The sequence below is a fragment of the Reichenbachiella ulvae genome, from assembly GCF_025833875.1.
GTDB lineage: Bacteria > Bacteroidota > Bacteroidia > Cytophagales > Cyclobacteriaceae > Reichenbachiella > Reichenbachiella ulvae.
Map to the genome: position 1 here is coordinate 1,207,385 of NZ_JAOYOD010000001.1, position 22,230 is coordinate 1,229,614.

The window sequence follows — 22,230 nt, forward strand, 5'->3', positions numbered from 1 at the left end:
AATAACAGATAGCCGTGATGCTATCTAATGATGAAGTGTCATGAATCCATTGGGAATCGATGAGATTTTGAGGGGCATTCTCAAACGTATTTATGGCAAAAACACCCCATAGTTATGGGTTGTGATCTGTTATTGTACAGGATAGATAATATGTTTAATCCGCATTATAAAACATGACAAAAGTCATAAACCAGAATGATTCTCCTGATGTTAGTCCTGATGCATGTGAGATAAATTACACATTGAAACTGTAGAATGGGAAGAGTTGAGATGAACTAAAGGCAACTAGCAATCTCAAAAACACCAAGTCAACTATTTCATAATAATCCCCACTACTGAAAGGGCAACTGTGGGATAAAACCAATAATAATATGCCGGTAAAAAGTTATTTAATCATACCACAAACAGGCCATAAGTCAAAGTTGGCTAATGAAATTGGAGCATTGAAGGGGTGCGAAATTCATCCGGCAGAGAATCAGGAGGTCCTCATATTAGTAACAGACACGACTGATTCTAATGAAGAGGTGGAGCTTTTAGAGCAGATAGAAAACAATCAAAAAATCAAACACATCACTTTAGTCTCAGGCTATGAATGAAATCGTAGAAAAAACTAATCTAAAGAGGCGTCAGTTCTTGAAAATGGCGGCAAAAGCTTCTGCCTTCGCTGTAGCAGCGAGTATGTTTCCGGGAATTGTCTTTGCCGAAGAACAAAATAGAAATCTCCCATCCGGGGATATTGCCTGGAAAAAGTCTCCATGTCGTTTTTGTGGAGTGGGATGTGGGCTTCTCATTGGACTTCAGGAGGGTAAGGCGATTGCTGTAAAAGGTGATCCGCAAAGTTCTGTCAACAAAGGACTCTGCTGTGTGAAGGGCTATCATTCTGTGATGGCATTGTATGGCAAAGATAGGCTGACCAAGCCGCTGGTGAGAAAAAATGGTAAGATGGTGGAGACCTCCATGCAAGAAGCTTTGGATTTAGTAGCCCAAAAAATGCAGGAAGCTATTGATAATCATGGTAAGGATTCAGTAGCTCTATATGGCTCTGGGCAATGGACCATACCAGATGGCTATGTGGCATCCAAGCTGATGAAAGGAGCTATCGGTACCAACAATCTGGAAGCCAATGCCAGACTATGTATGGCCAGTGCAGTGACAGGATTTATGTCAACTTTTGGTATGGATGAACCCATGGGGTGCTATGATGATATTGACCATGCGGATGTGTTTGTGCTTTGGGGAAACAATATGGCGGAGATGCATCCGGTATTGTTTTCAAGATTACTAGACAACCGTCTAAAGCGTAAAAATGTTAAGATTATCGATTTGGCTACTCGTACTACCCGTACCAGTATGGCAGCCGATCGTTCTATTCTTTTTAAACCACAGACCGATTTAGCTATTGCGAATGCCATTTGTTGTGAAATAGTCAATAATGACTGGGTCAATACACAATTTGTTCGGAAGCACACTCATTTCAAAAAGGGTAAGACTGACATTGGGTATGGGCTAGAAGATGGTTTTCAGTTCAATGACAAAATCAGTGATATCAGTTTCGAGGATTACAAAACCTTTTTGCAAGACTATAAACCTGAATCTATACAAGAGCTGTCTGGGGTGTCGGCCAAAGACCTCAAATATCTGGCTTCATTGTATGGAAACCCCAACTTAAAGGTGATGTCACTTTGGTGCATGGGACCTAATCAGCATACACGTGGTACGTGGATCAATAACCTCATTTACAACATTCACCTGCTAACCGGAAAGATTTCAACGCCTGGTAATAGTCCTTTTTCATTGACAGGACAACCCAGCGCATGCGGCACAGTACGTGAAGTTGGAACACTCACCCATAAGTTGCCACATGGTGTGGTTATGGATGAACATTCACGTGAAATGGCGGCAGAAATTTGGCAAGTTCCTGTTGAAAAAATCCCAAGCAAACCTACCTATCATACGGTCGAAATGTTCAGAGCTCTGGATAGAGGGGATTTGAAATTCATGTGGATTCAAGTTACTAATCCCATGGTCACCATGCCTAAACTCAATAGATATAGAGAGGGAGCCCTGAAAGAGGGAAGGTTTGTCGTAGTATCGGACGTATATCCTACACCTACCACAGCCATTGCCGATGTGATTCTCCCATCTGCCATGTGGATTGAGAGAGAGGGTATGTTTGGGAATTCTGAAAGAAGGACGCAACATTTCGAACAAATGTTAGAACCGCCAGGTGAGGCTATGAGTGATACATGGCAATTGATCGAAGTAGCGAGAAGACTGGGATATGAAAAATTATTCCCATGGACGAAAGAAAATCACATTGAGGAAATTTGGAAGGAATATGGTAGGTTCCATGAAGGTCCAAAGCATGGAATGGCCCCCTACGAGACGCTCAAATCCCAACCTGGTGCTCAATGGCCTTTTCACGAAGGAAAGAGTACCAAATGGCGTTTCAATCCCAAGTATGATCCCGCTTGCAAGCGAGAGGGCTTTGACTTCTATGGCAAAGCGGATGGAAAGGCATGGATTTTGGCCAGGCCTTATGAAGCTCCACCAGAAGTCCCTGATAATGAATATCCATTTTGGTTAAATACAGGTCGTGTAGTGGAACACTGGCATACTGGTTCTATGACCAGAAGGGTTTCTGTTCTACATCAGGCAGTGCCGAATAGTTATGTCGAGTTGCATCCTGATGATGCGCGGCGAATGAATATCCGTACGGGCAATTTGGTAAAAATCAGTTCTCGGAGAGGAGAAATCGTCATGCCTGCATCGGTCGATGAAAGAGGGAAACCAGCTCCTGGTCATGTGTTTGTCCCTTTCTTCGATGAGCAGTTTTTGATTAATGAGCTAACGCTGGATGCTTTTTGCCCGATATCTAAGCAGCCAGATTATAAAAAATGTGCAGTCAAGGTAGAAAAATACAGCAGTGTTAAAGGCTAAAATAAAAATGATCATGCTTATGGTGGTGCTCATGGCTGCCGCCATATATATCCTTGATGATAGCATCCAGGCTGATAATGAAATCTCTACGCAGTTTAAACCGACTGAGTATGAGGAATCTTTACCACTTGAGTCTGGTGTTTTCAAGAGAGGATCTGGTGAGATTGATTTTGAATTGATGACAATCGATAATCCTAACAGAAAGGACTTGAAGGAATACTATGAAAATAGAGCCTATGCAGGTGCCCCTCCAATCATTCCTCATCCATTACTAGATGAGAAAGGGATCGGGGACAAATCCTGTCTACAATGTCATCAAAATGGTGGGTATGTCGAAGTATTTAAAAAATACGCGCCTATAAGTCCTCATACCGAATTGATCAGCTGTAGACAATGCCATGTGCCCAGCAAAACTAACGATCTATATGTAGCATCAGAATGGAAAAAAATGGGACATCCAGAGGTAGGAGGTGCAGTCCTCATCGGTAGTCCACCGCCTATTCCTCATGATCTACAGATGAGAGAAAACTGTCTGGCATGTCATGCAGGTCCTGCGGCCCCAAAAGAAATCCAGGTGAGCCACCCTGAAAGAATCAATTGCCGTCAGTGTCATGCTACCACAAGAAAAAAGAAGTATTTGATCCAGTGGGATTCGATCCCATCAGCGGTAGCTAAACCAAAAATTGAATGGAAAAAATTAAGTCAATGAAACATTTTACCGTCATACTTTCGGCTATTCATGTCTTTCTTTTGGTTTCATGCAGCAACCATTCTGAAAAGGAAAATGAATCATTCAACGACTCAGGTCATGGACATGGACTTATGCATTCATTGCCAAATGCTGTTTTGGATTCCGTGGTTTATTCCGAGGAGATGAAGAGGCTAATGGAGGATTTGAAGAAAGTTCAAGTGCAACTGAAGCAAAATGAGGAGCTAAAGAGTGAAATACAGCAAAGAAACCAAGAAACCTTTGTGCTTACTAGAACTGAACACATGACCTCCTTTCCTTGTAGCAGCTGTCATACCAGTGTGCCCAAAAAATTGGATAACAAAGATGCTGATGCGCATTGGAATATAAAACTAAACCATGCCACCGACTTGGTAATGGATTGTAGAACCTGTCATAATCTGGATGAACCTGATCAGCTAACCTCGTTGGGCAAGCGACCCATTGAATTCAATCATAGTTATCAGCAATGTGCCCAATGTCACTCATCGCAGGCCAAGGAATGGCTTGGGGGTGCGCATGGCAAAAGAGTAGGAGGCTGGGTCAAACCTAGGACTATTAACAATTGTGTGAGCTGTCACAACCCTCATAATCCCAAAATTCAAAGCCGATGGCCTGCAAGGCTAAATACAGTGAAATTGCTTGAACAAAATCAATAAGAAATGAGTACGGACCCAAACGAAAATAAAAAAGACTTGTCTCAGCAGTGTGAATCAAAAAATTGCTCCTGTAAGGAGGATGGTTTTGAACAAACATTCAATAAAAAAACGAGCAGGAGAGGTATGTTCAAATCCCTGACGGCAGGACTAATGGCTGGAACCGGTCTAGTCAACTCTTCTTGTAGTGTGCTTGCTTCTGATGAGACCAAAGAAAAGAAAGAACTGGAGTGGGAGGAGTTTTTTAAAGGCAACTATCAGTTGATGACGGATGAGGAAAAAGAAGATACCGTAAATCGACTGGAACGCCTATATGAATTGAATCATGGTAAAAAGTCCCAGATATCTTCCAAAGATGCCATCAAAGGCGTCCTGTACGGTTATGCATTCAATATTTCTAAATGTCAGGGATATATGGACTGTGTAAATGCCTGTGTCAAGGAGAATAATCAGGACAGAGATTCTCAGATGCAATACATCAGGATCCACGAACACCAAAATGGTTCTATCAATTTTGAAGACTCTGATGATGACTATTTTCACGAAGTCCCAGCCGAGGGGCATTTTTACATGGGGACCCAGTGTTTCCACTGCGAGAATCCCCCTTGCGTGGACGTTTGCCCAGTCAAGGCTACCTGGAAGGAAAAAGATGGTATTGTGGTAATAGACTATGACTGGTGTATTGGATGCAGATACTGCATGGCAGCCTGTCCCTATGATGGTCGTCGTTTCAACTGGTCTACTCCCCAAGTACCTGAAGAAGAGGTGAACCTGGTGCAACACTATCTTGGCAACAGATTGCGCAAAAAGGGAGTGATGGAAAAATGTACTTTTTGTATTCAAAGAAGCCGTAATGGCAAAAACCCAGCATGTGTAGAAGCATGCCCTACGGGCGCTCGAATATTCGGCAACCTGCTGGATCCGGACAGTGACATCCGATGGGTATTGGCCAATAAGAAAGTATTTAGACTCAAGGAGGATTTGGGTACCGAACCCAAATTCTGGTATTTTATGGACTAATGATAAAGCAACTAACAATTTTTGCCAGTATGGCCAAAGATGGGCTCAATGAAGCCCTACAAGGTAATAAGTCCTATCATATTTGGATGGGCAGTCTTACCATGCTCATGCTCCTCGGGGCGTACTGTTATCACCAACAACTGAACGTAGGACTATCCGCTACTGGCATGAGTGACAGAGTCAGTTGGGGATTGTACATTTCCAATTTCACCTTTTTGGTAGGGGTGGCGGCAGCAGCTGTGATGTTAGTATTGCCAACTTATATCCTTCATGATTTTGATTTCTCCAAAGCCGTATTGATAGGTGAAGGTTTAGCAGCCTCTGCTTTAATTATGTGTTTGGCTTTCGTGACAGTCGATTTGGGTGGCCCTATTCGAGCCTGGCATCTGATACCAGGTATAGGTCGTTTCAATTGGCCAGATTCCATGTTAGCCTGGGACGTTATAGTATTAAATGGTTACCTCATCATCAATCTTACTGTACCGCTGTATATTTTGATTAGCAAGTATCAGGGGCTACAACCGAATAAGAAAATTTACTTGCCAGGAGTGTTTTTGTCTGTATTTTGGGCAGTAGGCATACACATGGTAACTGCCTTTCTTTACGCAGGACTACCCGCCAGACCCTTTTGGAACAATGCACTTTTAGGTCCTCGTTTTTTGGCATCTGCATTTGCTGCAGGACCCGCACTGATAATCTTGGTGTTGCAGGTGATTGACCGTTATTCGGATTATAAAATCGATAAGGTGACCATTCGAAAAATATCCTTGGTAGTAGCAGTGGCAGCTCAGATCAATTTGATCATGCTTTTCTCTGAATTATTCAAAGAGTTTTATGCACCTACGCATCACAGCATTAGTGCTGTATACTTGTTTTTTGGTCTGGATGGAAAAAATGCCCTCATGCCTTGGATTTATTCATCCATCGCCATGAACATAGTTGCCACCATCATTCTCACCTTGCATGTATTAAGGAAGGATATTAAATGGCTCAATTTTGCATGTTTACTTCTTTTTGTGGCTATCTGGATAGAAAAGGGAATGGGATTGATTATTCCAGGTTTTATCCCAGGTCCCTACGGAGATATTGTAGAATACTCTCCCACCTTAATCGAAATTGGGGTAACCTTAGGAATTTGGGCCATGGGAGCATTTATATTTACGATCCTGGTCAAGGCAGCCATTCCAATTGAAGTGGGGAAATTAAGGTACAAGAACAATAAATCTGTTTCAACCATTGAGCCATGAAGATAAGAATACAACAGAATTGTATACGAATTCGCCTCTCAGATGAGGATATGATCCTACTAAACGATATAAATGAGGTTACAGAATCTTTATGCCTTACCAAAAACAATGTATATCAATATACCCTGCGTTTGTCTGATCAAAACTATATTGAAACAGGACTTAATTCAATGACCGTTTTGGCCAATAAAGAAGATTTTAATCAACCTGATGACGTTTCAGTTAAGTGGCATTCAGAGTATGGAATCAAAGTACTGATTGAAAGTGATCTCCACGAGTAGGTTTAAGTAGATCGGTTGAGGAAGGTGAGAATTGCACCAAGCAAAGGTAGTTCTATAGGGAGGTAATTTGAAACGGTCTAATGTTTTGATATTAAGATCATTAGCAGTAAATTAATCAAGCGCATTTTGAGAACAACACTTGAAATGCGCTTTTTTATGTTTGATATCAAATGAACTTTGACTAATTCAAATACTAACCTACATGACTGAACAAAAAATAATAGTAACTGCAGATGACTATGGCGTCTTTGATGAAATCGATAGGGGAGTCCTGGAGGCCGTCAGTGCTGGTAAGATCAATTCAGTAGCAGCTTTTGCCAACTATGGCAATAAAGGACAGCTGTCTCGTAAAAAGGCTGAGCAATTATTGAAAATCGCCGACAACAGTGGACATGAACTGCATTTGGGAATCCATCTGACGATTAGCTCTGGAAAACCGCTAACTGGAATCAATGGGTTTGAGCAGAGTTGCACACTTAGGGGCTTCCGGGATTTTAAGAATGTTGAGGAAATAGATCAAAGGGGAAAGGAACGATTGATGGACGAGCTGCATGCGCAAATGAAGGTGTTCGAAGGTCTTCCTATTCGGCACCTCACCTCGCACCACGATGCGCTTACCTATCATAGGAGGCATTTCGAATGCTTGCTAGAACTGGCTAGAGATTATGATCTCCCCATTCGTAACTACCGATACGATCCCGAACAAAGAAACAAAATGGAGTTCATCTGTGGTACGGATTGGATCAGCTTGAGGAAACTAGATCAGATCAAAGAAGCATTTGAAAATGAGCATCAGTTGCAAATCAGTATGCCTGATGTAACCTATGTAGGACAGTATGCTACCAAGTACAATCTATTCTGGAATAGATTCAAGAAGGAAAACGTCATTAATAGAGCTTCTGAGAAGCGTCGTGAATTGGAAGGATACATTGAGCGACTGGCAGAGAAACCCGACCCTCATAAGACTGAAATCGTATCTCACATCATAGCGCCCAAAGTCCATTCGCAAAAGCACTACCGTCAATTGGTCAAAAAGTACAACTACAAAGGCGTATCCCCAGCCTACTTTGACGGCCGTTTGCTAGAGATGTATACTTTGATGGATTTTGAAGCTATACCCAATCTGGCTGGCAATTTGAAATGGGGAGTATGGAAAGATGGCTAATAAAGTATACACTATGTGAATAATGATTTAATGAGTTAATTCAATTTTAAATATTCTTTGATAGAACGGATTGCAAATTGTCATTACGAAGACAAAAAAGTAATCTATTATTGTAGATGAAAGACCAATAACTAATTCTAATCTAGAGCCTCCGACTAACCTTATGTGTATTACCCAGCATTGGATTAACAAAACCTTTTGGTTTTTAATATGGATTTTCGTTTTACTATCTCAAGAGTCTTTGGCTCAGAAAACAAAAGTCAACATTACTCCTCTCACGGTGCAAGATGGTATGTCTTCAGACATCATATTTTGCACTTTTCAGGATAGTTACGGGTTCATCTGGTTTGGAACCAAAGCAGGCTTAACTCGGTATGATGGTAGACAATTTAAGGTGTTTGATATCTTCAATACGCCTCAGCTAAGCAACAATAAAATTCATGCCATTGTTCAAGACAATGAAGGTTTATTATGGGTCGGAACCGAGTTTGGGTTAACTGTCATGGATGTTCAAGGAGAGGTTCAAAAAATATACTGGTCTGATAGCAATAATCCCAAGTCAATAAGTGATAATAGGATTCGCAACTTGCACAAAGGTAAGGATGGTACTATATGGATAGGAACCGACAATGGTACGGTCGAAAGATACTTAGGCAAAGACGAGTTTGAGATTTTTTATCATTTCAATAATCAGGATGAAAGCTCCATTTATGGCGGTAGTATCACAGCCAACTTCATTACTTTTATTGCTGAAGACAATTTGGGGCAAGTTTGGGCTAGAGATTCCAGAAATAACATTGTTGTAATTCCCTCTTCATTAAGGACGTCTGAAAGCCCTTTAACGGGAAGTCAAGCACCCATAGATGTAAAGATCATTCCTGAATTAAATGCGATAGGGATAGATAAAGCTCGAAACATCTATGGACTCGATGACTCGGGTTTGTTGCAGTACGACTATGCAGACTACTCGTTTAAAGTAATAAAGCCCATTCCTGCCCCTGAATTTACAGAAGGGAATATTGTAATAAGTGAATCCGAAAATTTTTGGATTGTCGATAACAAGCACTGTGCGGAAATAGAGATTAACAGTGGACAGGTTTTCATTCACTTCGAGCCATATGTTTCTCCTTTTAAATACTCCAGAGCAAAAGGGATCGAAGATATGACCGGTACAATCTGGATGACATCCGATCAGGGTGTGATTAAGATTGTTCCCCATAAGGCAAGTGGTTTTACTCAAATCCCTTCTACATTATCTCTTTCTATAGATACCTACAGTTTTAACGGCATGCTCGAATCAAGAAATGGGGGTGTTGTAGCACATGCAGCTGATCATATGATTACAGTTGATCCATCTACATATCAATTGGATACACTTTTTGAACTTGAAGGGAAGTGTTTCGAATTGATAGAAGACGAAGACAGTTTCTGGGCGATTCATGAACACGATGGGCTCTTTAAAATTGATAAACAGTCCTATGCCACAGTGAATTATAATTTAGGGTTTAGAACTCGATATCATACTTTGCTTCAGATCAGTACCGGAGAAGTACTCATTGGGACCGGAACTGGTGTCTTTTCATTTGATCCAGTTACAGAGCAATTCACCCGTATGTATCAGGAAGATCGAATGCTACGAGTAACTAGAATCTATAAAATGATTCAATCTAGACGTGGCATCCTCTGGGCTGTCAGTAGCAATGGTCTGTTGAAACTAGGAGCTGATAATACATTCATCAATAGGTATAACCCTCAAAATTATCAGCAAAGTGGTCTTCGTAGTAATGTATTGGTCAATTTGCATGAAGATCAAAATGAGGTGCTTTGGTTGGGAGGAAGTAGTGGTGGTCTCATTCGATTTGATCCAGAACAAGAGCAGTTTCATCATTACACCAAAAAAGATGGACTAGCTAGTAATAGTGTCCAAGCTATTTTATCTACGGATAGTCTTATTTGGGTCAGTACTTCCAACGGTCTGTCGTGCTTCGATCCATCAACTGAAGTTTTTAAAAATTACTTCAAAAGAGATGGTTTGGCAGATAATGGATTTAACATCAACAGTGCTCTGAAAACCACATCTGGCCAGCTTTTTTTTGGTGGGCCCCAGGGATTGACTTCCTTTAACACGTCTCAATGGATCCAGTATCAAAAGGAGAAGGAAAGTGAATATCATGTACCACTGATCTTAAGCAGCTTTACCAAATTGGATGGTGATAAAAATGAAGTTAAAGACTTATCTACGATTGCCAGGCATAACAAGATGGTGGCTTTGAACTACTATGATCGTAATTTTTCGATTGAATTCGCACTAGCAGATTTTGGGTATCCAGAGGAGTATAGCTATGCATACATGTTAGGTGGCCTAGATAAGGGTTGGAATACTCTAGGTAATCAGACTCGCATTAACATTCCCTCCTTACCCTATGGCAACTATATGCTAAGGGTGAAAGCTAAAAATGCAAGTGGCTTATGGAGCAGTGAAGAATTGGTTATTGGACTGAGAATGAACCGGATTTACTATGAGACCCCTTTGTTTATTGGTTTGGTCATTTTCCTCCTGGGATTGGTTGTTTTTCTGTTTTTTAGAATGCGATTGCAGCGCCTGGAAAAGGCGAAACTCCATCTGGAACAAACAGTAACAGAGCGAACAAAGGAAATACTCAGTCAAAAGAACAAAATAGAATCGGATAAAGAAACTATAGAAAAGCAGGCTGAAAAACTAAAGGAATTTAATTCGGTACAGACCCGATGGTTTACCAACATCGCCCATGAACTGAGAACACCGCTTACTTTAATTCTGGGACCGATTCGTCAGTTTTTGAAATCTAACAACAATGGTTCATATGAAGGTATAAGCAATATCACTTTAGCAGAAAAGAATAGTAAGAGCCTATTACGACTCGTCAATGAAATACTCGATGTATCCAAACTAGAGTCTAATCAACTCAAACTCAACTGGCAGATCACTGATCTGACTCAGCTGGTTAAAGAAACAGCTTCTCAGTTTGATTCTATGGCCAGACAAAAGGAGGTGACATTGCGTATTGAGTTAAATCATGATATCACTGCTAAAATTGATAAAGACAGGACTCAAAATATCTTGATCAATCTTATCTACAATGCCTTGAAATTCACACACAAAGGTCAAAGTGTTAGCGTTAGACTTGAACATGATGAACATAGAGGAGCACTTGTTTGCGTACGGGATACAGGGGAGGGGATTTCTAAGGAAGACCTGCCTCATATTTTTGATCGCTATTATCAAGCCACCAATACCAATCGCATGAACCAGGGAGGGACTGGGATAGGACTGGCCTTGTCTCAAGAATTGGCGCATTTGCATGGTGGCGAGATTAATGTACAAAGTGAGCTAGGAGAGGGAAGCACATTTACCTTGAGCCTACCACCAGGTTTAATTCAAAGCTCAGAATTTATCGATGAGAAAGAATCTCTCACCACCATTTCGCCAGGTTTTGAGTTGGAGATAAAGGAAGGCAATTGGCAAGCTCAAAACAATAAGGCAGTCGAACCTTCTTCACACGATTCTACCATTCTGATCGTAGAGGACAATCCTGATATGCGACAGTACATTCACGGCATCCTGTCGGCACATCATCAGTTAGTTGAAGCAATAGATGGTTTAGATGCACTGGAGTATTTAGAAAACTCCCAGCCAGATCTGATCATTTCAGATGTCATGATGCCACGCATGGATGGCATAGAGCTCGCCAAAAGAGTCAAACAGTCAGAAGAGCTCAAATGCATTCCCTTTTTGACCCTCACAGCCAAAGCTTCTGATTCAGACAAATTGGAAGCCTTGCGCATAGGAATAGACGATTATCTGACCAAACCATTTAATGCTGAGGAGCTCGAGATTAGAGCAAGTAATTTGATATTAAATTATCAAGAAAGATTGAAAAGCGCTCAGCTAGATAACACAGATACAAAAGAGCCAAGCTATCATGACCAGCTAATCATGGATATGAAAGCATTCGTGCTAAGCGAACTAAAGAATAGTGAGTTCACCATAGAGCATCTGGCCGAATCCCAAAATATGAGTGTCAGCTCTCTCAAAAGAACCCTGAAAAAAACAGCAGGTATGAGTCCAGGTAAGTTCGTCAGAGAGATCCGTCTTCAACAAGCCCGGGCTATGCTGGAGGCCAGACAGTACGCTACAGTGCTGGAAGTCGTCTATGCGGTGGGCTTGGAAAATGCCTCACATTTCTCCAAGTTGTACTATGAGCGATTCGGTAAAAAGCCATCCGAATATCAATTGTAAAAAAAATAAAGAGGATCGAAATTGCAGGTAGAAAAACTTTACCTAATCCCCGAAAAACTCATCTGAGGCTAAATAAACCCCTGTCTGGCCTTTTTGCGTCAGCATATGGACTTTTTGGAGTAGACAGCTTGAGTCAATATCTAGAGCTTTGACTTATTATCTGTTTATTCAATAAAAACTGCTATCAAACTAGCATCAAATAAGTACTTATATGAAAACTACAACCAACATTTTAACACTACTCTTTGTTTTATTTATAATAACCTATTCTGCCCAGGGCCAGACTGATTTAGACGGTGCTGAGAGGTACATATTGAACTATGATGGTGCTACAACTGGAGAGTACATCCAAAATGGGAGGTACCGCAGTACGAACTGGGGGCTTGATTTTTATGTTGGCTCTAATATGCGTATGTCTCTATCTTCTACATCACTTAGCCTTAATGTCCCTTCATTTTTTAAGCATGTTGATATGGAGAGTACATATACAGATGCACTCACCGTAAATGGAAACGCCTTTATTCAATCCATCATGAATCTCAATGTCCTCAGAGGATTCGATGATCTACATCTGCAAGGTTCTCAGAGTGCTGGTACGAGTATGTATATATCCAATGAAGGAAATATTGGTGTAGGTACCACTTCGCCGAGCAGTAAGCTTCATGTATTAGGAGCTGATAATGATGGTACTACCGCAGCTTTGACAGTAACGTCCCCAGGTCAGACCATGTTGCTAGATGGTAATGAAATTGATGCGATAGATTCGGATTTGTATTTAATGAATAATTCTGAATACAATATTACCGCAATGAATGGGGGAGGGAATTTTGGTATCGGCACTTTGGATCCATCAGTAAAGTTCCATTTAGTAGGTAACTTGCGCATTGATAATGGAGACATCATGTCTCATGGCCCTTTAGAATTCAAACCTGATGTAGATGCAACAGGTGATGGCGAAGTAGTCTTTTATAACAATGTAGAAGAGGAAACCTTTCGTATCAATATGGATGGTAATATTGGCATTGGCACTGCTGCACCTACCCAAAAACTAGAAGTTGTTGGATCTATCAAAGCCACTTCATTCGTCACCTCTACAGCCAGTTTTCCTGATTATGTGTTTGGAGACAATTACAATAAAATGTCTCTCAACAACCTGGACACATATATTCACACCTACAGACATTTACCAAACATGCCTTCTGAATCTGAAGTAGTAGACCAGGGATTGGATGTGGCGGATGTAGTCATCAAATCGGTAGAAAATATTGAGACCATCTACCTACACTTGATCGAAATGAATGAAAAGATTGATGAGCTGCAAAAGGAGAATGCAGCGTTAAAAGCTCAATTAAATCAATAGTCTGTCTTACCTACAACCTAAAATTAGCTAAGATGAAATTAATATATCAAGGCGTATCCCTACTGGGGATGCTATGTGTTCTGTTGACTTCCCAACTTAATGCCCAGGAGATCAGTACGGTAGTTTTTGATGATCTGACTCCTGATCATAGGATCAAAGGTATCTATTCTATAGAAATAGATGAAACGGGAAATTACCTCAAAGAAATGTCTGATGGCACGCTATCCACAGCAACATTAGATGCGAGTGATCAGCATTTCTACTTTTGGATCATTGAAAACCTAGTGACTCGTACGTTTCAGCTGCACAGTGCCTCTACCAGTAGGGCAGTAGTGAGTATTCAGGAGGACGGTACCGCTAGGTTGTCTTCGGACTTTGAAGAGGAGACGACACAGCTGCTTATGAGAATGGATCCACTAGGTCCTCTTCGTTCATTGTCTGAGGAAAGAGAGTCAGTGATGGCTATTGGTTCTATAGTTACCCAATCCCTGAACGATTATACCGGTACTGCCGAATGCGAATGCTACGGTTTTACTCTTGATGGGTCCAATAGACTCAATATTCATCAGGCTACATTAGGGGCAGGAGGCTATATGGGGTTTCCTATATCGAAAACCGAGTTGGAGTCAACAGGCACTATGGTGTTGCAAGGGGATGAAGCCACTTTAGTATCAGTAGAAGGTGGCGCTAAGCCACTGAACTTCGTTTCATCTCAGTTTTACGTTTCAGGTTTTGGTGCTGATGACTTTGAATTGCAACTGGAGCCTGGTGCTGTAGGGTCTGTTGGCTTCATTAATTATACTAATCAGCTTTTCGAGGTAGATGTTTATCAGTATGCTAAACCGGAAGTGGGCATTCGTTTCGATGAAGATGATGTTTATCTTTTCCTTTTTACAGGAGATCAAGAACTGCCTTCTACCACGGAAATCATAGACAATGAGAAATTAACTGGGTTTAATATGATAGACCCCATTTACTTTGGTTTTCAGAGTCAATATCAATTTGTAGCTAGCCAGGGTGACAAAACTGTTACTTTAAATACGGGTGTCCCAGCAGAACAATACCTAAACCAATCGGTTACTCAACGAGCCAGGTTGTTAGTTGGATTGGAAGAAGGGGAGGTTTCCTTAGCTTATACGATGGCTAACGGATTGATCAACTCTAGCAATGATCAAGGAAGCATCTCAGGAAAGCATCTGGCCTCTACCAATCCCTACTTGCCATACAACAAAGGAGAAAAACTAGTCAATACATTTGATTGGCAGCAATCGCAGTGGATGGTACGCTATGACGGTGGGCTGGCAGAAGGAGAGGCCGAATTCAGTCCATTTTACAACAATACAAACGCAGGATTTTCTGGTATTAGTGCCAAGTTTGATCCAGATGATGGTAGCTATATGGGTGGTGAAGATTTCTCTTCAATCGAAGGCTGGGAATTGTTAAAAGCCAACCTCGGCTACTATGCCGATGGAACAGAAATTAACCCTGCACCTAAATTCCCATATGTATTGCTATATGACAGGATTAGTGCTACGCTAAGAGTTTTCGTATATGTACATAGCGAGGGTGCATCCAATCAATTGCAAGTCACACTTGGTGTTGGTGGCAAAAATCCTATTGAACAGACGGAGGAAGACTATACTCCACTATTATGGGGTAGTCTTCAGCAATACAAATCTTTGGATCAGGTAGAGTATGGATCCTATACCAAGTCAACTGCTCTTTCGGCCTCTACTTCAGAGGGAAGAGAGTGGTACTATTACGACTTTATTATGGAATTTGATCCCTGTACGAGCTTCTTCGAATCGAGCATCATCGTAGATGTCAACAAAATGCTAGTAGGAGAAATGTCGCTGGTAGGACGTATGCAAGGGGGTACTATCCCAGCTGGTTCAGAGGAGTACAGTGACTGGATGAGCAATCAAGAAAATTACTTGATGGGAGTAATGGGGACTCCATTTGGTGAACTGTCGAATACCCTTGGTGATATCTCCATGAATCAAATGTCGAATTTTGGTTTGAAGGAATTTGAAGAAAGCCTTGAAGGCACTTTGGTAGGGTCTGATATTCCAGAATGGGAAAAACAAGAAGCCAAATTGCTATGGGAGGCACAGGAGCTTGTTGCAGATCAGGAAGAAACGGAGAGAGAAGAAGCAAAGGAAAAACAACTTTGGGAAGGAATTATTGGAGTCAGTTCGGTTGTAACAGGTGGGATTGCAGGAGGAGTTGTTGAAAAATTACCAATTGGGGGAGCGATTACCGGACTTAATACGCTAGGCAATGGTATTCTCAATATTGTTCAAGGTGCCTCCAAAGATGATGAAAGCGTGCTTCCTTCAAGTAAATTAGCCTATGCAAAAAAGCTTCATTATGAGAACATCAAAGACAAGGTCAAGAATGATGATCAGGTGATCAAGTTGCCTATACCAGAACCTCGTCCCAATGTGGTATTTGGAGAGTTAGCTTTGAGTGGCACCTTGGAAGTAGAAACTCATATGACGACAGCATATCTGGCAACACCTGGTGCTCTCAATTCAGATCAGGGACCGGAGTGGCATCAGAATGGATCCAGAGGTGCAGCTCCTTTGTATAACAATCCCCTGGGTAAGTTCACCATGCTCAATCAACCAGAGTTTGCGATAGCGGTTTCCAAAAGTGGCGATAATTTTAGTGCCTATCTCAAAATCAAGGAGAAACCTTATTTTGCCATCAATGACAGAGTCGGGGGTAAAATCGTAGATGCAATTAAGTTGTCGATCAATGTAGAAACAGCGAGTGACGGCCCATTGCCTCAAAACAAAACAAGCAGTGGTTATACGATTTTATTTGATGGAGAAAATGGTTCTTTGCCAGGAGAAATGGATATCACACATCTTTTACATCAAGATTCGTTGAGAGCCAAATTCGCCAATGCCAGTGAAGGGACTAATTTCAATGAGGAGTTATCAAAATGGATAACTGTTTCGTATGATGTCTGGTCTTTGACCTTAACCAGCCTCAAGAGTAGAAGCCAAGAACGAATTATGGCTAACTCCAGTCAATACTATGATGGCGTAAGCACATTCGAGTTTCAAGAATTGGAAGGCAATTTGAGTGAATTTACATTGGCTGCACAAAACAAGGCATTCTGCGATGGTATCGAGGCATTCAATACATATAATTTTGGAGACCGAGATGGATTAGGGCAGAATTATACAATTTCAAACATTCAGGACAATTTTAAATCTGTGATGTATAATTATTGTACTGAGATGAACAATGGAAATGCTCCTGACACGCTTGCCAATCCTTATCTCAAGCATCTCGGTGATAGAATGATTAATGAGTTAGAGGAATTGAATTTTGATGTAAAGATTAGAAATGATGAGGATCTAGATGAAACACAGACTTTAATTTTTGCATTGGATGCAGTATCCATAGCTTCTGGTATGACCATAGATCCATCCACTGGATCTTATAGTTGGTCAACTACTGAGAGCCACGATGGTACACATGAAGTGACTATATCAGTAACCGATAATGAAGGACGAGATGACAAGGAAAGATTTACTATTGTAGTGAATGAGGTAAACACTGCACCGGTACTCACAGCTATCGGAGATCAAGTTATAGATGAACTTACAGAGCTTACTTTTACAGTCTATGCTGAAGATCCCGATGATACCAATCAAGAATTAAGCTTTACCCTGGATGAAACATCCATAGCAAGTGGAATGTCATTGGATGTCTCTTCTGGTGAATTCAGTTGGACGCCAACAGAATCACAGGACGGCACCTATGAAGTGACTGTATCGGTCAGCGATGGAACAGCGACAGATACTGAAGTAATTTCTATCGAGGTAGCAGAGGTCAATTCAGCTCCAATACTATCTACGTTAGTGGATCAAAGTGTGGATGAATTAACGGAGTTGACTTTATCTGTGACTGCCGAGGACACAGATATCCCTGAACAAACTTTGACCTATAGTCTGGATGAAGAATCACTGAGCCTGGGCATGAGTCTCAATGAAAGTACAGGAGCATTCAGCTGGACACCCTCGGAATCGCAGGACGGAAGCTACAATGTCACTCTTACGGTATCGGATGGTAGTGCCATTGATAGTGAGACTTTTACTGTCATGGTTGCAGAGCAGAACACCGCACCAGTATTGGTTGTCATTGACGATCAAAACGTCGATGAATTGACGGAGTTGACTTTTACTGTGACTGCTGAAGACACAGATATCCCTGAACAAACTTTGACCTATAGTCTTGATGAAGAATCACTGGGTCTTGGGATGAGTATCAACGAAAGTACAGGAGCATTCAGTTGGACGCCTACTGAAGCTCAGGATGGTAGCTATGATGTAACTGTTTCGGTATCGGATGGTAGTGCCATTGATAGTGAAACATATACCATTACCGTCGTAGAGCAAAATACCAGTCCCGATTTAACCACTATCGGCGATCAAAGCGTGGATGAATTGACGGACTTGACTTTCACTGTGACTGCTGAAGACACAGATATTCCAGAACAAAACTTGACCTATAGTCTTGATGAAGAATCGTTGGGCCTGGGCATGAGCATCCATGAAAGTACGGGTGCATTCAGCTGGACGCCTACAGAAGCTCAGGATGGTAGCTATGAAGTGACTGTATCGGTCAGCGATGGAACAGCGACAGATACTGAAGTAATTTCTATCGAGGTAGCAGAGGTCAATTCAGCTCCAATACTATCTACGTTAGTGGATCAAAGTGTGGATGAATTAACGGAGTTGACTTTATCTGTGACTGCCGAGGACACAGATATCCCTGAACAAACTTTGACCTATAGTCTGGATGTAGAATCACTGAGCCTGGGCATGAGTCTCAATGAAAGTACAGGAGCATTCAGCTGGACACCCTCGGAATCGCAGGACGGAAGCTACAATGTCACTCTTACGGTATCGGATGGTAGCGCCATGGATAGTGAGACTTTTACTGTCATGGTTGCAGAGCAGAACACCGCACCAGTATTGGTTGTCATTGACGATCAAAACGTCGATGAATTGACGGAGTTGACTTTTACTGTGACTGCCGAGGACACAGATATCCCTGAACAAACTTTGACCTATAGTCTTGATGAAGAATCACTGGGTATTGGGATGAGTATCAACGAAAGTACAGGAGCATTCAGCTGGACACCCTCGGAATCGCAGGATGGAAGCTATGAGGTGACTCTTACAGTATCGGATGGTAGTGCCATTGATAGTGAGACTTTTACTGTCATGGTTGCAGAGCAGAACACCGCACCAGTATTGGTTGTCATTGACGATCAAAACGTCGATGAATTGACGGAGTTGACTTTTACTGTGACTGCTGAAGACACAGATATCCCTGAACAAACTTTGACCTATAGTCTTGATGAAGAATCACTGGGTCTTGGGATGAGTATCAACGAAAGTACAGGAGCATTCAGTTGGATTCCTACCGAAGTACAGGATGGCGAACAAACCGTGAGCATCACGGTGAGCGATGGAGTATTAACTGATAGTCAATCGATCACCATTACTGTCAATGAAGTGGAAGAAACAGTCAATGCAGCCCCAGTTTTGGCGGCTATTGATAATCAAAGCGTGGATGAAGGAACAGAACTAACTTTCACTGCGAATGCTACTGACGTTGATAGTGAATCACTAAGTTTTACTCTAGATGAGGTTTCAATGTCTAAGGGCATGTCCATTGACGCTAGCACAGGAGAGTTTAGTTGGACTCCTTCTGAATCACAGGATGGCGAGCATACTGTGAGCATCACAGTGAGTGATGGAAAATTAACCGATAGTCAATCCATCACGATCATGGTTAATGAAGTAGAAGAAACAGTCAATGAAGCCCCTGTTTTGGATCCTGTATCTGATCAAAGTGTGGATGAAGGAGTGGAACTAAGCTTCAATGTCAGCGCTACTGATACCGATAGTGAGTCACTGACCTTTAGTCTTGATGAAACATCAGTCAACAAAGGAATGAACCTTGACGCTATCACTGGAGCATTCAATTGGACACCATCTGAATCACAGGATGGCCAACATACAGTAAGTCTCACGGTGAGTGATGGAGAACTAGAGGATAGTCAGGATTTCGTGATTACGGTCAATGAAGTAGAAGAAACAGTCAATGAAGCCCCTGTTTTGGATCCTGTATCTGATCAAAGTGTGGATGAAGGAGTGGAACTAAGCTTCAATGTCAGTGCTACTGATACCGATAGTGAATCCCTGACCTTTAGTCTTGATGAAACATCCATCAGCAAGGGAATGACTATAGAAGCTTCCTCTGGAACATTCAGCTGGACACCCACAGAATCACAGGATGGTTTGCACGAAGTGACCCTATCTGTGACTGATGGCATCATAATAGTAAATGCAATCATCAGCATTGAAGTGTTAGAAGTCAATCAGGCGCCAGTTTTGTCGGAAATATCTGATCATACTATTAGGGCCTTAGAGGAACTAACCTTCACGACCATTGCCTCTGATGATGATGAGCCTATTCAAACGCTTACATTCACTTTGGATGAAACATCTGAGAGCAAAGGTATGTTTGTAGATGCCAGCTCAGGATTATTTAGTTGGACCCCAACAGAGAGTCAAATAGGAGTGTTTGCGGTAACTCTCAGTGTCACTGACGGGGAGTTGAAGGATAGTCAGACATTTGAGGTTTTTGTAGATGATATAATAACTGCAGCTGATTTAGGTAATCTCAATGAGGTAAGTATATACCCCATACCAGCGAAAGATAGATTATCTATAAAAGTAGAAGGGTATGAAAACTCTGATGATGCCTTAATACAATTGATCAGCGTGGGTGGCTTAAGGGTATTCCAAGCAAATGTGGATATGTCGACTAGTCAGCCATTGACAGTAACAATAAATCTATCGGACATTCAATCAGGGGTTTATATCATAAGAATAAGTGCAGAAGGTTATCCTGATCATTTAGGACGAATAATCATCGAATAGCGAATGGTTTAATCTCATGCGTTTGAATGAGAATAGAATTAAATAAAAACCAGAGCTTCTTAGTTCTGGTTTTTTTATTTGGATTCGTCACTTTACTACTAGCTGAATGGAGAAAAATTCATACAAAACTTATTCATAATATCGAGTAGTCGATTAACAAGCACTAAACGATACTTTGGAGGTGCCTTGCTTACCCCTTCACATACTCAATCGAATTGATGCGCCAGGTGAATTGGGCTGCTGGGGTTTTCACAACTACTTCATCGCCCACCTTTTTATCCATCAGGGCTTGAGCCATGGGGGAGTCCATGGAGATGTGGTCCTTGTTACCGATCAGTTCTTCGTACCCCACTATGCGTAGGTTCTTTTTGAAACCTTTCTCTAGATTTTCGATCTCCACCCAGGCGCCAAACATAACTTTTCCTTCCTGATTCGGGTGGTATTCGATCACCTTAAAGTCATCAATGCATTTTCGTAAGTAGAGCAATCGTTTATCAATTTCTCGGAGACGCTTTTTGTTGTAGTGATAGTCGGCATTCTCAGAGCGATCCCCAAGGCTGGCCGCCCAAGAGACCTTCTGAGTCGTCTCAGGTCGTTCTACACGCCATAGGTGATCGTGTTCTTCCCTTAGTTTTTGCATGCCTTCGGGCGTGATCATTTGCGAGCGTTTAATTTTTGGTAGAGTAGATTCTGGGATTTTACGACGCATAGGGGTTATTCTTGTTTTTAAATCTTCTGCAAAGTAACATAATCTTCTTGTGTTATGTCAAGATCGTTTTGGTTCGAAAGAGGGATTAATATTCTGCAAATATTTGCATAGAATTCAATTTGAGTCAAGTAGGTCTGCGGAAAAGAATCTGTTAGGAATTTAGGCAGGTGATATCAGATCACAGCAAGGACATCTACTGAGCCATTAAATCAACTATGGTCACGCCACAATAAATAGTTGCTAATCCAAGCTGTTTTGTTAATCCTAAAGGTAAATTACATGAATGAGTAACAAGCTATACATCAAATACATGGTCAGTTTACGATGCAAGATGATGGTCAAAGAAGAGCTGCAGAAGCTTGGACTACACTATGTTATTGTGGATTTGGGTATGGTCGAAATTTTAGAAGACATTACACCGCAGCAAAGAAGCGAATTAAAAGCAAATTTGATGAAATCTGGTTTGGAACTACTAGACAATAAGAGAAGCATACTGATTGAGCAAATCAAAAATGTGATCGTAGAAATGATCCATTATTCTGATGAGCTGCCTAAAGTGAACTACTCTGATTATATCAGTGAAAAATTGGGGTATGACTACACCTATTTGGCTAATACCTTCTCGGAGGTCAAAGGAATCACCATACAGCAATTCATTATCATACATAAGATAGAAAAGGTCAAAGAGTTACTGATATATGACGAGCTGAACCTCACGGAAATATCCTACAAGCTTCATTATAGCAGTGTGGCTCACCTGTCCAATCAATTCAAAAAAATCACGGGATTAACTCCCACCTTTTACAAGCAACTAAAAAATAAGCGGAAACAAAACCTGGAAGACCTATAATACCCCAAGTGTAGTCTAGGTG

The 22,230-nt window shown here is 41.4% G+C and carries 13 protein-coding genes; 12 read left to right on the forward strand and 1 reads right to left on the reverse strand.

The window, feature by feature from the left end:
• Positions 1-371: 371 nt before the first annotated feature.
• The 11 genes from N7U62_RS04750 to N7U62_RS04800 all read left to right on the forward strand — a co-directional run bounded on the left by N7U62_RS04750 (position 372) and on the right by N7U62_RS04800 (position 20,649).
• A complete protein-coding gene (locus N7U62_RS04750) occupies positions 372-596 on the forward strand; it encodes a chaperone NapD (RefSeq protein ID WP_264136740.1) in 225 nt (74 codons plus the stop codon).
• Positions 589-2,940, forward strand: coding sequence for a molybdopterin-dependent oxidoreductase (locus N7U62_RS04755; protein WP_264136741.1), 2,352 nt, complete (start codon positions 589-591; stop codon positions 2,938-2,940). Before N7U62_RS04750 ends, N7U62_RS04755 begins: the two co-directional genes overlap by 8 nt.
• A gap of 7 nt (positions 2,941-2,947) precedes the next feature.
• Positions 2,948-3,649, forward strand: coding sequence for a hypothetical protein (locus N7U62_RS04760; protein ID WP_264136742.1), 702 nt, complete (start codon positions 2,948-2,950; stop codon positions 3,647-3,649).
• Complete coding sequence (locus N7U62_RS04765; protein WP_264136743.1) at positions 3,628-4,326, forward strand: hypothetical protein; 699 nt, start codon at positions 3,628-3,630, stop codon at positions 4,324-4,326. Before N7U62_RS04760 ends, N7U62_RS04765 begins: the two co-directional genes overlap by 22 nt.
• Before the next feature lie 3 nt (positions 4,327-4,329).
• The gene (locus tag N7U62_RS04770) at positions 4,330-5,343 is read left to right on the forward strand and encodes a 4Fe-4S dicluster domain-containing protein (protein WP_264136744.1); all 1,014 of its coding nucleotides are present in this window, start codon (positions 4,330-4,332) and stop codon (positions 5,341-5,343) included.
• Complete coding sequence (gene dsrP / locus N7U62_RS04775; protein ID WP_264136745.1) at positions 5,343-6,590, forward strand: sulfate reduction electron transfer complex DsrMKJOP subunit DsrP; 1,248 nt, start codon at positions 5,343-5,345, stop codon at positions 6,588-6,590. The genes N7U62_RS04770 and dsrP overlap by 1 nt, the downstream gene beginning before the upstream one ends.
• Positions 6,587-6,871: a DUF7009 family protein gene (locus N7U62_RS04780; RefSeq protein WP_264136746.1), complete on the forward strand. Its 285-nt coding sequence runs from the start codon at positions 6,587-6,589 to the stop codon at positions 6,869-6,871. The genes dsrP and N7U62_RS04780 overlap by 4 nt, the downstream gene beginning before the upstream one ends.
• Positions 6,872-7,073: 202 nt before the next feature.
• Positions 7,074-8,036, forward strand: coding sequence for a ChbG/HpnK family deacetylase (locus N7U62_RS04785; protein WP_264136747.1), 963 nt, complete (start codon positions 7,074-7,076; stop codon positions 8,034-8,036).
• A gap of 241 nt (positions 8,037-8,277) precedes the next feature.
• Complete coding sequence (locus N7U62_RS04790) at positions 8,278-12,315, forward strand: hybrid sensor histidine kinase/response regulator transcription factor (protein WP_264136749.1); 4,038 nt, start codon at positions 8,278-8,280, stop codon at positions 12,313-12,315.
• A 211-nt stretch (positions 12,316-12,526) separates the two neighbouring features.
• Entirely contained in the window at positions 12,527-13,675 is a 1,149-nt protein-coding gene (locus N7U62_RS04795; protein ID WP_264136750.1) for a coiled-coil domain-containing protein, read from the forward strand.
• A gap of 32 nt (positions 13,676-13,707) precedes the next feature.
• Entirely contained in the window at positions 13,708-20,649 is a 6,942-nt protein-coding gene (locus tag N7U62_RS04800) for a putative Ig domain-containing protein (protein ID WP_264136751.1), read from the forward strand.
• 190 nt (positions 20,650-20,839) lie between these two features.
• Here N7U62_RS04800 and greB read toward each other — a convergent pair whose 3' ends face one another.
• Positions 20,840-21,307 (reverse strand): transcription elongation factor GreB, encoded by a 468-nt coding sequence (gene greB, locus N7U62_RS04805; RefSeq protein WP_264136752.1) that lies wholly within the window; start codon positions 21,305-21,307, stop codon positions 20,840-20,842.
• Between the two features lie 334 nt (positions 21,308-21,641).
• On the opposite strand from greB, the gene N7U62_RS04810 reads away from it, so the two are divergent.
• Complete coding sequence (locus N7U62_RS04810; RefSeq protein ID WP_264136753.1) at positions 21,642-22,208, forward strand: helix-turn-helix domain-containing protein; 567 nt, start codon at positions 21,642-21,644, stop codon at positions 22,206-22,208.
• Positions 22,209-22,230 lie beyond the last annotated feature (22 nt).